This is a genomic window from Paraburkholderia sp. RL17-337-BIB-A (assembly GCF_046025895.1).
Taxonomy (GTDB): domain Bacteria; phylum Pseudomonadota; class Gammaproteobacteria; order Burkholderiales; family Burkholderiaceae; genus Paraburkholderia; species Paraburkholderia fungorum_C.
In genome coordinates, this window is sequence record NZ_JARESY010000001.1 from 2,360,374 (window position 1) to 2,374,526 (window position 14,153).

Annotated in this window: 13 protein-coding genes; 2 read left to right on the forward strand and 11 right to left on the reverse strand. The window is 57.0% G+C overall.

Translation table 11 applies throughout. From position 1 onward, the window contains the following. Positions 1-973: 973 nt before the first annotated feature. Together P0D84_RS10530 and P0D84_RS10535 are read left to right on the forward strand one after the other, a co-directional pair. Complete coding sequence (locus P0D84_RS10530; protein WP_408335824.1) at positions 974-1,966, forward strand: helix-turn-helix transcriptional regulator; 993 nt, start codon at positions 974-976, stop codon at positions 1,964-1,966. Positions 1,967-2,306: 340 nt separating this feature from the next. Further along, entirely contained in the window at positions 2,307-3,053 is a 747-nt protein-coding gene (locus tag P0D84_RS10535) for an SIR2 family NAD-dependent protein deacylase (RefSeq protein WP_408335827.1), read from the forward strand. A gap of 183 nt (positions 3,054-3,236) precedes the next feature. On the opposite strand, the gene P0D84_RS10540 is transcribed toward P0D84_RS10535, so the two are convergent. From P0D84_RS10540 to P0D84_RS10590, 11 genes are all read right to left on the reverse strand, one after another. Continuing rightward, positions 3,237-4,517 (reverse strand): hypothetical protein, encoded by a 1,281-nt coding sequence (locus tag P0D84_RS10540; RefSeq protein WP_408335830.1) that lies wholly within the window; start codon positions 4,515-4,517, stop codon positions 3,237-3,239. A gap of 569 nt (positions 4,518-5,086) precedes the next feature. Continuing rightward, on the reverse strand, positions 5,087-5,290 hold the full coding sequence (locus P0D84_RS10545) for a hypothetical protein (RefSeq protein WP_408335833.1): 204 nt from the start codon (positions 5,288-5,290) through the stop codon (positions 5,087-5,089). A 12-nt stretch (positions 5,291-5,302) separates the two neighbouring features. Continuing rightward, positions 5,303-5,893: a hypothetical protein gene (locus P0D84_RS10550; RefSeq protein ID WP_408335836.1), complete on the reverse strand. Its 591-nt coding sequence runs from the start codon at positions 5,891-5,893 to the stop codon at positions 5,303-5,305. A gap of 182 nt (positions 5,894-6,075) precedes the next feature. Further along, positions 6,076-6,870, reverse strand: coding sequence for a hypothetical protein (locus P0D84_RS10555; RefSeq protein ID WP_408335838.1), 795 nt, complete (start codon positions 6,868-6,870; stop codon positions 6,076-6,078). A 127-nt stretch (positions 6,871-6,997) separates the two neighbouring features. Next, positions 6,998-7,636 carry a hypothetical protein gene (locus tag P0D84_RS10560; protein WP_408335841.1) on the reverse strand — a complete coding sequence of 213 codons (639 nt, stop codon included), beginning with the start codon at positions 7,634-7,636 and terminating at the stop codon, positions 6,998-7,000. 128 nt (positions 7,637-7,764) lie between these two features. After that, on the reverse strand, positions 7,765-9,117 hold the full coding sequence (locus P0D84_RS10565) for a hypothetical protein (protein ID WP_408335844.1): 1,353 nt from the start codon (positions 9,115-9,117) through the stop codon (positions 7,765-7,767). A 219-nt stretch (positions 9,118-9,336) separates the two neighbouring features. Next, the gene (locus tag P0D84_RS10570) at positions 9,337-10,041 is read right to left on the reverse strand and encodes a hypothetical protein (RefSeq protein WP_408335847.1); all 705 of its coding nucleotides are present in this window, start codon (positions 10,039-10,041) and stop codon (positions 9,337-9,339) included. Between the two features lie 25 nt (positions 10,042-10,066). Beyond that, positions 10,067-10,891, reverse strand: coding sequence for an SIR2 family NAD-dependent protein deacylase (locus P0D84_RS10575; RefSeq protein ID WP_408335850.1), 825 nt, complete (start codon positions 10,889-10,891; stop codon positions 10,067-10,069). Beyond that, complete coding sequence (locus tag P0D84_RS10580) at positions 10,891-11,796, reverse strand: 5'-nucleotidase (protein ID WP_408335853.1); 906 nt, start codon at positions 11,794-11,796, stop codon at positions 10,891-10,893. The genes P0D84_RS10575 and P0D84_RS10580 overlap by 1 nt, the downstream gene beginning before the upstream one ends. A 309-nt stretch (positions 11,797-12,105) precedes the next feature. After that, positions 12,106-13,098 carry a hypothetical protein gene (locus P0D84_RS10585; RefSeq protein ID WP_408335856.1) on the reverse strand — a complete coding sequence of 331 codons (993 nt, stop codon included), beginning with the start codon at positions 13,096-13,098 and terminating at the stop codon, positions 12,106-12,108. A 132-nt stretch (positions 13,099-13,230) separates the two neighbouring features. After that, on the reverse strand, positions 13,231-13,647 hold the full coding sequence (locus P0D84_RS10590) for a hypothetical protein (RefSeq protein WP_408335859.1): 417 nt from the start codon (positions 13,645-13,647) through the stop codon (positions 13,231-13,233). Positions 13,648-14,153: the final 506 nt, after the last annotated feature.

The window sequence follows — 14,153 nt, forward strand, 5'->3', positions numbered from 1 at the left end:
CGGCAGTAGCCGCGAAAGCAAGGCAGCTTTGCCGTCGAATGCTCCTTGGCGGGTGCCACGAGTCAAAACAGGCACAATATCGCAATGGATTGACAAGCGAACCAGACACTCAATCGATGTCGGCTTATCAACCCGTTTACAACAACACTACGGAACAGAATGACCAATCCCTCACAGTGGACGTATTCTTCGCCAAAGCAGCAGAGCGAACGTTTGTGGAGTCGATTTCTGGAATGTTTTGTAGCGGGTTTAAACTCGACGCAGCAATGTCAGTTTGCATGGGCATGGCAGACACAAGCGAACAGAACAGCTTTCTATCGCAACATTCTCCTCCCCCGTGTCACCAGTTGCCTTGGACTGACCGACGTCTACGAATTATTCCGAGTCGACTCCACGTTTTGCATCGGCGAAACGGATGACAAATGCAGTCTCGTACCCATTGTTCACGTAGAGTCTGAGAACGACGCTCGGAGCGCCTATCATGAGGTTAGGAAGCTCTGCGCACTCACAGGGCGCCTGAAGGTCTTGATTATCTGCGATGAGTGGTCAGACCATTGGTCGCACGGCGGTCATGCAGCAGCTCAACTGTCTAAGTGGCGCTCATTGGTGGCGAATCACCTCCAATACTATCCGGACGATTGCGTCTACGGCTTGGTAATTGGAGAACGCCATAACAATACGCTGCGTTTTTTTCCACGACCCTATCGACGCCGTTCCCAGGCGGCCCTGTTCACGGAAACCAAATTTATCAGATTTCCATTGGGAATGTACCGCCATGCCCACCGGGCGGACCGGTACCCCCCGTGCCGTCAAGCGACTTTTAAGGCAGCCCGTTTCTGCGCCGACGTGAGGGAGCCTTCACGCCCCCACAGCTTTTCGCCCGGCCAACCCACACGACACGAAGACAATGCCCTCCAGTCTCGATGAAGCAATCTTGCGAGTCCTACCCACGGAAAAGGACGCGGTGCCCTGGATGTCCACACCGGAAGTACACCGACAGCTCGAAGAGCGTGGACATCGTGTGGGATACACGAAGAAGGTGCAGCGGCATCTGACCAGGCTGGAAGATAAGGACCATCTGGTCCTCTCGACCGAGAACGGGCGCGAGCTGCTCTGGCAGCGCAAGCCTTGGCTACAGGGAGCGCGCGAAGGTGTGAGTCTGATGAGCGCGTCCGAAGCGGTTGCCTTTCACATCCTGCAGCAGTTTGCCGGCAACAAGCTTCCCGATGCGGTCACCAAGGACATCGAGCCACTTTTCAAGGCTGCGGAGGTTCGGCTTTCGCAGGAAAGGGCGGATAGCCGGGTGTACCGCGCGTGGCCAGACAAAATCGACTCGGTGGATGGGACGTTCACGCTGATTCGCCCGAAGCTGCGTCCGGAAATCTTCCAGGCCGTTGTAACTGCAACGTTCTTCGAACGGGAGCTGCTTGTCAAATACCGCGCTGCTTACAAGGGTGAGCAGGCAGAAGAGCCGAAGTCCAAACCATTATGGCCTTTGGCGCTCGTGGAATCGGGCGGTGTGATGTACATGGTGGCGCAGGACCCGACTCGTGCGCCGCAGCCGGAGAAGGGAAAGAACGATTGGCTGCGCACACTCTATCGACTTGACCGAATGGGGTCGGCCGTTGAGTCGGGAAAGACGTTCAACTATCCGGATGATTTTAAACTGCGCCAGTACATTGAGACGGAACAGGCGTTTAACTTCCTCACGGAACCACCTTTGCGGCTGGAACTGGCGTTCGACGGCAATGCCGGCAATCATCTCAAAGAATCACCGATGGCCAAGGACCAGGAAGTCGAGACCCTCCTGGATGGTCGCCTGAAGGTATCAGGCACCGTGATTCCGAGCTTGAAACTCCGGTGGTGGCTGCGCTCGATTGGCGCCGCTGTGGAAATCCTCGCGCCGAAATCGCTCCGTGAAGAATTCGCCGCGGACTACCTTAATCTCGCGAACCGGTACCGATAGAACGAGACCCATGTTGTCTTTCAGAGCAGAGCCTGTGAGCGTCACAAAACGTCCATTTGTCACCATTCATTTTTCCGCGCTGCTCAGACGACAGGGGCACCATTGCCGCTCCGCCAAAGTCAGAAAAAGGACTCCCGGGGAAATAGTGGCTTGCCGGGGGTAGCCCTCCTCGCCTTGTAGCTTAGTGTCGCCGTGAGAAAAGCGCACCATGACGAGCCGGGCTTCTGGGACTGCTGAGCGGAAAGATGGCAAACCATCGGCGGCTATTCCGAGCTTGGTAACAAGGCTGCTGCCGCGCATTTGCGCGCAACGAAACTGTTGTCTTATCAGAGGATGAAGAGTGTCTACTGCTCAACGCATTCATGGTCCGCGACTGTATGTATTTTCTGGCGCCGGACTGTCCGCAGAAAGCGGCATATCGACCTTTCGCACCGGAGACGGCATCTGGACCCAAGCGAGCATCGACGAAGTCTGTAACTTCACGACATGGCGACGCAACCGCGAAGCAGTCTTCCGCTTCTATAACGAAAGAATTGCGGAGAAGCGAGACGCACGTCCCAACGAAGCGCATCAGATTCTCGCCGAATGGCAAAGAACCTGGGGCACAGAGCGCGTTCAGCTTGTCACCCAGAATATAGATGACCTGCTTGAGAAGGCAGGTGCGCAGCACGTTGTGCATCTTCATGGCGACATACACTCTCTGCGATGCACCTCGTGCGACTTCCGATTCCCCAAGGATTGTGATGAGTTCCGTTCGGACGCAGCCTGCCCAAAGTGCGGCGAAGTGGACGCAGTCAAGCCCGGCGTCGTATTCTTCAACGAGCCAGCCCCCGAATATCTGAACCTGCATCGCATGAGGGTGGAAATGACCGAAAGCGACTTGTTCGTCGCGATTGGGACGGCGTTCGAGGTCGTCTCGCCTGAAAGTATGCTGCCTTGGGGGCGGCAGGGCCAGCATGAGAGGAATTTCCTGATTGACCCGGCGCCAAGGCGAACAGAGCTCTTTGGGGTTGTGGAGCGGCAGAATGCCACTGTTGGCCTGCGCAATCTGGCAAGTCACATCACCAGCATGATGACGACGCGCTGACTAGACAGGTGTTGTTAGCTGAATTAGGAATTTGCGGGGTCTGAGGAGACCCGCCCTGACCTGCTTCAGCGACCGCCCGGCAGACGCCACGTGCTCCTCCGGCCGTTGAACAACGCACGTTGGTTACTCAGCGAGGAAGCGAAAATCCATTCTAGGATGGTTAGGTCGCGCCCCACTCTTTACTTAAAGTTTCGCGTGGTCTTTGAGCCCTGCTTTTATCAGCGCTGTCTGGCACTGCATCATCCCCTTCTTACCACTCGGCATAAACTCATTCACGGTTTTAACCCAGTCAACGGGCTTCGACATATCTTGTGAAGCATCTATCACAGCCTCTAGCCCGCCTATCCAGAGCAAACCTAGAACATTTGATGTAACGAGGTCTCCGCTGAGTCGCAAGCAACCATCGATTTTTGTAACATACTTGTTTATCCGTCCAAGTGACTGGAGTTGCGGATTCCACGAAAGGTCTACATGCCCGGTCACGACCTCGGGCAAACCCTCGACCTTCTTGAGATTGGAGTGCGTGCAGGTGAAAGTGCCCGTCACTTGAGCTAGCTTCACCGGAAATTGCCCTCCAGGAAATTCCTCGCCACACAGCAGCACGCTTCCGACCACAATGCCGTCGTTCGCCGAACTGAGGACGCGGATACCTCGCTGTGTCAGCCACTCGAGCTTCTGCTCGTGCGTCAGTTCCTCAGCCTCACACGCCTCTGGGCGTACCGGGAGTATATCGTCGCCAATCAAATGCGGCCCCGGACATTCATTTTTCAACTCGTCAGGAACCGTTGCCACCCATTCGGCGTGGTCGAACCGCAGGGTAGTCGCAACCTTGCCGTAGCCCTCAAGAAGGGCCGTCGCAAGGTACGCGCCGAGTCGGCGCGCAGGTAAGCGGCTCGCCTGATTCTCGACCGCCCACAACTCATTGAGAACGCTCGACACGGCGTCCACCAGCCCGTGACGTGACGCCCATTGCCGGGCGCGCTGCACAACGAAAGCATCCTCGAGTCTCAAGGTTTGGGGCTGCCTTGACTGGCTCTGAAACGCGGCGTAAATCCAGCGACCCAGGATGGCCTCACAAGACATCGCGTATATATCGAACTCGTAGTGAGCCTGACCGCAGGTCTTGAGAAATTCAACCGCCGCATCCTGGGCTTCCTCGCTAGTGTCGAAATAGCGGGCAAACCGTGCCGCGACAATGTTGCGACCGCCCCGCACAATATAGATGCCCCACTTCTTCTCGTGCTCCCGGTCCCGGTCCCGGTATCGAATCGACCGATAGAAGTAGTAGTTCGGCCGCGATGCCGTGCCTGGCCCCCCGCCATGCGTAGAGGTCCCTGCACCGTTGTCTTCACGTGCACCAGTTTCTTTCTTGTGCTCGACCGAAAACTCTACATCACCATCGATTGGTTCATCGGCTTCAATCCGTTTCCTAACCGCGTCCCAATATCGTTCAATTTTGCTCATCGCAGTCCCCGTTTAGCGTGTCCTTCGGTTGCACCAAGTTTTATTGGCCGGGCCATTAAATTTGAATACATTTTGACGACCTCAATCGCGTCGTCATGAATTCGTTTGCGAAGCTCCCGACCTCAGCTTATCGGCAAGTCGAAGGAAATCTGAAGGTCGATAGCTTGCCGGTTATCCGTGGGCCGGACAGGTGTGGCAAGCCGACCGAAGCCCTCCTCGAAAACTCAAGCCGCAGATGTCAGACAAGGCGTGTACTTTATTACTGTAAAGGATGTAAGCTGAGGAGGGCGCATAGCGCCCCGCGTCCAAATTCCCGCCGGCGAAGCGAGTTCGGCTTGACCAAGCCACGAGAGGCGAGTGGTGAATGTGCGCCATTTACCATCGCCAGCCGGACGACGACGCGAAGCCCGTTAGCCTCAAGCGCCCGAACGAACCTTCGCCAGCTGATGCCTGCATGGTCCGTACTCGGTCGCCATGGCCGTCCCCAACGGAGAGATGACGTTGCTTCCGTCATTGAGCGGAGAGATAAGTCTCAGCGACTCAGTGGGGCTTCGTCCTCGGCACGGGATTCACGCATCTTCCGGCCCCTCCGGTGTTGCGTCGACTTTCGATGTCAACTTATTCATGGCTTCGTCATGCTCCTCGAGCATTCGAATGAATTCGCGCGCAGTCACCGGCTCCGACAAGTTCGCATCGTCTGCAGCATCGTGAATCACTTCTACGAGCTCGTCCGTATCTTGAGGATTCCCCGCCCACGACAGTTCCCACCGCACGGCATGGATGACCTATGCGAGCGTCGGGCTCGGCAACTGAAATGTATGGAGCGTGCGCGTGATGTCCCGACTGTCGGCAACGGTCACTTCGGGGTTCAACCGCAGCGGAAGGTTAAAAATATGTCCGACCGGTGCGAACTTGATGGCCCACCGGATGCGGGTTCCCTTCTCGTATCGAAGATAACCATCCTCCACCACGTCGTCGCGCAGTTCATAACCCACCCCGCCAACCCACAGCCGATGAACTCCGCGCAGCTCCTCCGTCTCCCATTCCTTTTCCCAGTCGTAGAACAGTTCGAGGTATTCGATACCCGTCGGGTCATACTGGCCCGTGTAGGCCTCTGCAATGGCTTTTTTTGTCTCCTGCAGGTATTCTGCCGCATACGCCCTTTTGAACATCTCGATGAGCAAAGGATTGCAGTCAAGCAGCGAAAAGATGTCACGGACATAAATCTCTCCGACAATGCTTACCGGCTCCATCACATACGCGACGGCGTCATCGGTCACGTCTGACGGCACATATACACCGGCGCCCGAAACCTCATGGCTCACCCATCGAGAATATTCGAGCTTGCCCCCCGTCTTCAGCGTGAGTTGCTTCAAATGGCCTCCCTCGTCGATTGCTCTGTTGTGTTTAAGCTACGAACTTTAAAAGTAACGTTGACCCTGACCGCCGCCCCCTCAAATTTGGTCGTTCCAAGCCGGTCACGCGAATAAAAAGTCTGATTTCGAGGATAATGAGCTTCCGTTCAAGGGGAGACCTCCGAATCACCTGACACAACCAATCAAGGCGATTCGGATTTTTTGGGTCCACGATTCATTTGCTCTTCAGACAGCCCAAGCAAACAGCTAAATTCTTGTGTAGTCGTCGGCCCAGACATGTTTTCAGCGGCCTCGTGAATCCTTTCCACGAATTCGACCGTTTGGTCGGGATTGCCGGCCCACGCGAGCTCCCACAGCACAGCATGGATGACCTGCGCGAGCGTCGGACTCGGAACTCGAAAATTGTGCAGCGAATGCGAGAGGTTCCGACTATCGGCAACAGAAACCTCAGAGTTGAAGCGCAATGGCAGATTGAAAATTTGACCGAGCGGTGAAAATGCGACCCCCCAGTCGATGCGAGTTCCCTTTACATATTTGTCTCCGCCGCTCACGATGTTATCGCGCAACTCATAGCCCACCCCGCGAAGCGACAACTGATGAATTCCGGTAATTTCGTTTGTTCCGCTGTCCTTTTCCCAATTGCAGAACAACTCCAGGTATTCGATGTCTTCAGGGTCATATTCGCCCGTGTACGGGACAGCGTTTCCCTTTTTCGACTCGCCCAGATATTCTGCCGCATATACGCGTTTGAATATTCCAACCAGCACGGGGTTACGGTCAAGCAGCGAAAAAATGTCGCGCACGTAAATTTCGCTACCGAATCGTACTGGCTCCATCATGTACGCATCGGCGGTGTCGGTCACGTCGGACGGGACGTATGCACCATCGCCCGTGACCTCATCGCTGACCCAATGAAAATATTCGAGTTTGCCACCCGTCGTCAACGTCAGTTCGCCCACCGGTTCCTCCTGTTTCATTCGTTCCTGGGTTGCGCCAAGACGTCTCGTCGGCGCGGACACAACTATTCCTGATGCGCGGATGCGTGCGCCGAACCAGCAGTCAGCGAAGGTGCGCTCGGCCGCAATATGGACGGCTGCCCCTGTATTACGGCTCCATCCAGCCAATACGTGATGCTTCCGCCCGATTCAAGTACTGGCGAACCGAGGCGTAGGGCAGCACAACGGTCTTGTAGCACGCTTGCACAACGTGCGCGGGTTCAGGGTAGACGTAAAGCCCGTCGTGGCCCAACCCGACCTTGGCCGCGTCTATTGCGCTCGCGGAGTCTCCCGCTTTGTCACCCTGAATGACCGATGAACACTCGCCACCACCGTGTATCGCCTTGGCACTCAGAACGAGACGCCGTTTAATTGCATTACGAATGTCCGTGCGCCATTTCACCGGTCCATCGATACTCTCCTGCCACCCAGCGCGATAGAGCGATAGCGGCGAGTAACGCTTTCCGGTAATAGCGTCGAACACAACCGGACTAATGTCATCCACCGGATACGGCCCACCACAGTACTCGCTGACCGACACCTCGACCGAAAAAATCGATGCTGTGTCGAACAAAACCGCGGCACGCGACCAGTAATCACCGCCACACTCGCTCGCATCCGTCGTGAGTTTCTGGTTTAAATCCTCCACTGCTGCAACCAGTTCGCTTTTCGCCGGGGAGTTTGCCACGGGGAAAGGCACCGGCCTAATGTCGATGCCAGTTGCAAAGCAGGTTGCCGCCTGGGCCATAGCGACAGCCCAAGCGATGGATACCCGATGCCGATTACGCATTGCTCAATTTAACCCATTTTATATAGATTCAGGTTGAAGAGGCTCACTCTTGACTTCGGATGCGTACTCGAAGCGGCGAGATGCCATCACCTGTCCACTGCGTCTGCAACATCCCGCCAATTGACTGCTAGCAGCGGCACCGTTGCATGTCCACGTCGAACATATTCCGCCAGCAATGCATCACCTTCGCCCGCCAGAAGCATTGTTGGAGGGCTGTCCAGCAGACACGGAACCCTTCGCCCGACGAGTTCGCCGACTGGCCACGTCTCCGGCATACACTCCTCCAGTGCGTGGTCAACGGGCAAACCTGTACCCGCTCTGCGTGCATAGGCTTCAAGCAATGCATCGACGGGGATGTCGACGAGCGATGCTCGGGCAGAAGAGAACTTTTCTTCACGAGGCATGGCGACAGGCGCTTGCCACCAGATGGCGTTTTGATGACGGAGAGCCAACAGGACCGCTTCACTGGCCGTGCTGGGCAAGCGACCGAGCGTTGAACCGCTTCCTGCCAAGTTGCCATAGAAATCCGAATATTGGCTCAACCAACCGCACCCACTCTCGACGAGCTCCGCAACACCGTTTTTTGCACAGTAACTCGCGTGCGCGCAGACGTTGCACGCAGGGGCGTCGCCGACGCACAGTGCTTTCCGCGAGGACCATCGCAAGGCGTCGAGATGGGACCACGTGAAGTTCGACGAGAAGACGGCCTCAACATAACGAAACGGCTTCCCTGTCGCGACGGAGACTTTGTCATAAAAAGTCACCGCCTCACGGCATTCCGCTTCGGACGGGAGTCGCAGCGTGTCGCCACCGCTGACCACTCCGAGGCGCTGCAGAATGAGTACCCCCGGCGGGGTAACGTCGCAAGTCAAGCCGAGCTCCCGGATAATCGAGTCGGCCTGCTCGCTGTCCAAACCTTTGAACGTTCCCACAAGCGCCGCCCGCAGTTCCGGCTGCTGGTCCCAGCCGTCAACGCGGATGAATCGGCTGAAAAGCGCGTGAAGGCTGCCAACTCCCCCGTTTTTGACAATATCCACCGCCGTACGGGCGAACTGGACGCATCTTGTGAAGTCGTATTTGAATCGCTGAGGCATGCCAGCCAGCCGGAAAATACGCTTCCGGTCAGACTCGCAGTACGTGGCGACTTGCCACATGTCTTTCATGAGCGGCAGCAGCCTGTCCAGGCGGACTTCGATGATTCGACACCGCCACTGGCTCCCGAGGGATGTTTCGAAGGAGTACCCGGGCCAGTGCGGGTCCTGCCTCATGGTCGATTCCATCAGCGCGCGAAAATAGCGCTCATCCGACGTGTCAGCAAGTGTTTGCAGGTGGGTCAGCTTGACGGCGTCCGAAACGCGCGCGACGTTGGCCTCCGCATTGGCGAGTAATTCTGAATAGTCAGGCATCGAGGAAATCACAAAACTCCCGTTGTTGTTCATGGCGGTTTGATTGAAAACGTTCGTCACCGCATCGGCCGTTGAGCCGGCCGACGTACGGCAATGCGTTGCACCGGCGCGATGCAGTCGACCGACGCGACGCTAGTCCACGGCCTGAACGCTGACGACTGGACCAACCAAGAGGCCAATTCGAACTGAAAACGTCTGGTTCTCACCGACTCGTCTCAAGCGTGGCCGTAGTACCGTTGCCGAGGTGGCGGCCTACCGCCGCCTTTTTGACGGCAGCTTTCGGAAGCTCTTCTGGTCAAACCCATGCTTAAACAGGCGGTCCTTCTCCGCGACTGGCGGGGCCGGCTTTGACTCTGGTGCGAGAACGCCACCCCAAAACATCTCGAGTTCCTGAAATGCCGTCCAGGCATCGATGGCCTTGTAGAACTGGACGTCTGCGAGCCGGGCATTGACGACCAGTGTTGAGCGGAAGTAGCCCGGCATCAATATCGCGACCGCTATCTTGTTTTCTACGAGGCGCCGCTCGATGATAGAGGAACCGCGCAGTGAGAAAAACTTCGTAAGACGCTGTTTCAGTGTCTTTTCCCTGCGCAGCGACAAGAGACCAGTTTTCAGCTCCTCGACTGCGCGCGCTCGGATAGCGTCATAGGCAGATTGAAAGTCATAGAAAGTTGAATATCCAATTTCTTCCCTGCCCACTGCATCTGGAGTACTGCCGGGCATCTGCAAAGCAGGATATACCTTGCCGCAGAAGCAGACAAAGATGGAACGGAAAGGTACTTCGAAAAAAATTACCGGCGCGTGCATGTCGTAGGCGATAAGGCCGGACCATGGCTCCGGTGCTTTGTCTGTCTTCAGCTCTTCGGTGCTGGAACGACGATGATAGATACGCGTACCATCACTCCCAAGTGCGAGTGCCGAGTCATAGTAGTCCTGGAAATCCGAGATGATACGCATACTGGACCGCAAGCCGCCCTTGTCGCTAAATATCCCATAGCCGATTTAATGCCGAGAGGACCTCGACCGCGCGCCCCTGAATGCCGACACCCTTCGGGCCATCAATGGCTGGTTCCCGCGCATTGATGCGGATAACGCGCGGGCCATGGCGCTCGCTGAAGCGCCTCACCGTCGACAGCCCGGTTCCAGCTCCGATTTCGACGACAACAAGTCGCTCGATGCTTCCAAGCCAATACTTCAATCGCGCCTGTTGCCGCTCAGTACGGCTTTCGAGCCAGGCCCAGTCGCCGAACATGAGAACGTTTGGCCGTGCCAGCGCACTACAGCGCGAACAGCGCGGAAACGGATTCGTGAGCCGACACGCGTGTTCGTCGACCTCTAGGAAGAATCCGGCTGCTGACCAGATATCCGCCGAGCACGCCTGCAGACACTGCAAATAGTGGATGGACCCGTGGCATTCAACGATGCTGTTTTCACTGAACCCTGCCTTCTGAAATTGTCCGTCCACGTTACTCGTGTAGACGAATGAGCCCTTCGCCATCCTGTCCGCCCAGCGCTTCAGGATAGTGAACCCTTCATGCGGCTCGATTGTTCGGTATAACGCGAGTCGGTGACCATAGAAACCCCAGGCCAGCGCCGGGTCTTGTGCGAACGCCTTCGGGTTGGCGATGGATTCGAACGGGATTTTTGCATGACCAAGCGCGGGATACGCGGCCCACAAGCCTTGCGTGCCGCGAAAATCAGGCAAACCGGAGTCGACGCCCATGCCGGCTCCGGCCGTGATGAGCAACCCATCCGCCTTGCGCAGCCACCCCGCAGCTCGATTCAACGCTTCAGTTTGCGACGTCATCAGGCAACGGCTCCGAGTTCATTGTTGATTCCGTACGGGACATGACCGGTTGCGACGTGCCTTGATGCGGATTCGCAATTTTGCAAGTGGTCATCAAAAAAGATGTCCGGCTCAAACTCGGCCAGGAACGGGGTTTTCGGCCGACCGCCGAGAAACATCGCCTCATCGACCGTGACGCCCCACGCCATCAACGTGCGGATTGCGCGCTCATGCGCGGGCGCGCTTCGAGCTGTGACAAGCGCAGTCCGCACGGCGACCGGTGCCTTCTGCGCACTCCGGAGCCAGCAAAGCGCATCGAGGAAAGGCTTCAGCGGCCCCGGCGGCAAAGGCGTGCGTGCGTTGCGGATTTCATGGTCGATAAATTGCTCCAACTGCATCAATTTGAAGATTCGCTCCGCCTCATCACTAAACAGCACGGAATCGCCATCGAATGCAATACGCAGCTCACCCGGATTGCGGACGGCCGTTGCCACCGACGCGGGATAGACTCGCGCCGCCGGAAACCCCGCCGCCATCGCGGCCCGCACGTCAAGAGCATTGACCGACAGAAACAGATTCGCGCCGAGCGGACGCAGGTAGCGATGCGGTGGGGCACCGCTGGTGAAAATTGCGCGGCCGATGGCCAACCCATGATGACGGGCAGAGCCGAAGACCCGCAGGCCGGTAACCGGGTCGTTGCGGGAAAGAATGGCCACTTCGACATCATTTCGTCCTTCGCCATTGAATGCAAGGAGCTTTCGCACAAGCGGAAAAGCGGCGCCTGGCTGGGCGGGAAAGTCGAGCTTCTTCTCCTGCAGCGCACAGTACGCGGCCGGGTCATCTTCCCGAAAAGCCAGGTTCTCTTCTTCGAAATCGAAGAGCGCTCTTGCAGAAACCGCGACGATAACCTTTTCGTTTGTACCCAACGCAACCTCCCGCCTTGACAAAGATTTATCGTACTGCGGATTTCGGACACTTCGTGTCTCATACAAACAGCGCATCTGTCTCCCTCAGGACCGCCTCAAGTGCTACGGAACCGGAAGCCGAGCCATGCCCCGCCCTCAGCACCGTAGGCAGCAAGCATGAAGACCGCTCAGGAAGACACGGCCCTAGTGCGAACGTGTCGCCGCAGGACAGTTTTCGAGAACCTGAAATATAGACGCGTCAGTCGGGAAGATTCGCGTGCCGTCGCGGTTGGATGAAATCGAGTTGCAATGGACCCACCGGAACCCGAGTCAGCTTACAAGCTTAAGCACAGTCTTGTGCCGGACCGTTGCGTTTCGCGGCGCCCATTCTTTGAGAAGCTGCTCGTAGTCGGCCCGATACTCGCGCCCACGCGCAATGAGGCATTCGCGCTCGACCTTGGCTTCATCGTCCTTGCCAGCGTACATGAGTGCAGCGTACAGTGCCGTCCTCACCCGGATGTATAGCAGGTGCGTCTTGCTATCGGGAGCCAGCGGCAGGCGGGAATCTTCCGGATAACTGGCGCCGCTTGCACTGAGCGTCAACCGCGCCTTTGATTCCGCGATGTCGTACTCGCCAGCAATCATATGTCCGGCAGCCCCGAATGCCGCCGCTGCAAGCAAGCCAGGCCGGTCGATGAATTCGTCATTGGCCGCGTCAAACTGGAATATGTCCTGACGCAAGAGGCTAAACGCCTCGAAATCCTCGTCAGCCAGACAGGCCGCGTGGCACGGCTCCAGATAGGCATAGCGCTCACCTTCGACTGTATCGGTCCGATAGCTATATATCGGCTCTGCAATGGGCAAGAATCGGCTCGGCCCCATCAAGGCCTCCCAGTGCGTCGCCCCGAAGAGCTTTGCAACCAGTTGACAGGCCGTAGGCGCGTCAATCCTCAGCGCTATCTCAAGGCGTCTGGCGAAGGTCCGAATGCTGACTCTTGGCACCGGTGCTACCGGCAAATCGCGCGGGTCGGGCTCAAAGCACCCCGGCAACACGTCGATGAGCTCCCATGCGTAGTCTTCGAGGTCTTGTTGCGTCCTGACTGCTCCGAGCGCTTTCTCTGTTTCGCTCCAGGTCCGCATGACACATGTTGCACTGATGGCATCGAGACTGGATTCTCGGCTGAGGCCTGGCAGCAAATTCTGCAGGCGCAACGCCTTCCTTTCCAGTCGCCGTTTCAGCTCCCCAAGAAAATCGTGCGTTGCATCAGCCTTCCACGTTGGCAGCTTCAACGCGGTGGCGAGCAGACAAAAGCGTTCGTACAATCCGGTCCTCCGTTATTGCCCATCCCGAAACAGTTTCAGGTCCGAGCAGTTTGCATCCCAAGTGGTCGCGCAGCCCAGCTGAGCTTCCACGCATCCCCGCACGCAAAGCTGCAAGGTGCATAGCCGACCGGGTCAACTACGGGCGCGACTTTCGAAGTAGAAGTCATCAGCCTGACGTTTCCAGGTATTCAGTTCTTCTCCCCGCTTTTGGTCGGCAAAGCCATGATGCGGAATGTACCAGCCGGGGTCGATTCGGATGGCGACTACGTCATCCTCGGGTCCAAGCAGCTTATTGTGCTTTAGAAATCCGCCAATGTCGCCTGGCGAAAAATGGGTTTCGGTGTGAAGCAGATAGAAGTTCGCCTCGACATGAACGTACGGCTCAAACCGCGCTGTCGCGCGAGCGCGAGACGGCTCGACTGTGTAGTACTTCAGGGTGGCCTCCCACAAAGCCTGAAGTGCCGCTTCCATCTTGGATGCGCGGGTCTTGGGAATGTCGTCCGTTATCGAAAACCAGATGGCGTAGCTTGCGACGTTATTAGCCGACATTGTCTCTTTCCCCCGTGAAAATTTCCTGGTTACACAGTTGGTTAGCTCACCGCCGTATGAATTTGAGCTTCCGGCATCCGGACTCTATGGTCTCTATATAGTTACGCTCACTGGAGCCCACGACTGATGGCGTCGCGCACGCTGTTATGCAATCGTGTGCGCGACACACGTCTATCCTTTTGGCGAGACCGACGTCACCTGACGCAAACGAAGGGAGGCTTCAGCGGCCAGTTGACGCATTATGAGACGGGTTTGAGACATTTCATGTCTTGATAGCGGTAGCGAAAGCCGCTGCGGCATCGGTCTGCCTAAATAGCCTCGGACGGACAGGTGCGCCAGTGGCTGTCTCTCGCCCGGACCAATGCGTCAGGCGCAGAACGCCCTGCTCGAATGCCCCACCATGCATCGCCCTTGCCGCCTGCGGTCGACCACATAAACTTCCGGCGCCGCATCGGGTCGTACCGACACCATTACCAAGAAGAAACATTCAGCAATTGCGACACCAG

Coding starts and splice junctions, on each gene's coding strand:
- P0D84_RS10530 (WP_408335824.1), top strand. CDS start 974: ATGTCCACACCGGAAGTACACCGACAGCTCGAAGAGCGTGGACATCGT.
- P0D84_RS10540 (WP_408335830.1), bottom strand. CDS start 4,517: ATGAGCAAAATTGAACGATATTGGGACGCGGTTAGGAAACGGATTGAA.
- P0D84_RS10555 (WP_408335838.1), bottom strand. CDS start 6,870: ATGAAACAGGAGGAACCGGTGGGCGAACTGACGTTGACGACGGGTGGC.
- P0D84_RS10560 (WP_408335841.1), bottom strand. CDS start 7,636: ATGGCCCAGGCGGCAACCTGCTTTGCAACTGGCATCGACATTAGGCCG.
- P0D84_RS10565 (WP_408335844.1), bottom strand. CDS start 9,117: ATGAACAACAACGGGAGTTTTGTGATTTCCTCGATGCCTGACTATTCA.
- P0D84_RS10570 (WP_408335847.1), bottom strand. CDS start 10,041: ATGCGTATCATCTCGGATTTCCAGGACTACTATGACTCGGCACTCGCA.
- P0D84_RS10575 (WP_408335850.1), bottom strand. CDS start 10,891: ATGACGTCGCAAACTGAAGCGTTGAATCGAGCTGCGGGGTGGCTGCGC.
- P0D84_RS10590 (WP_408335859.1), bottom strand. CDS start 13,647: ATGTCGGCTAATAACGTCGCAAGCTACGCCATCTGGTTTTCGATAACG.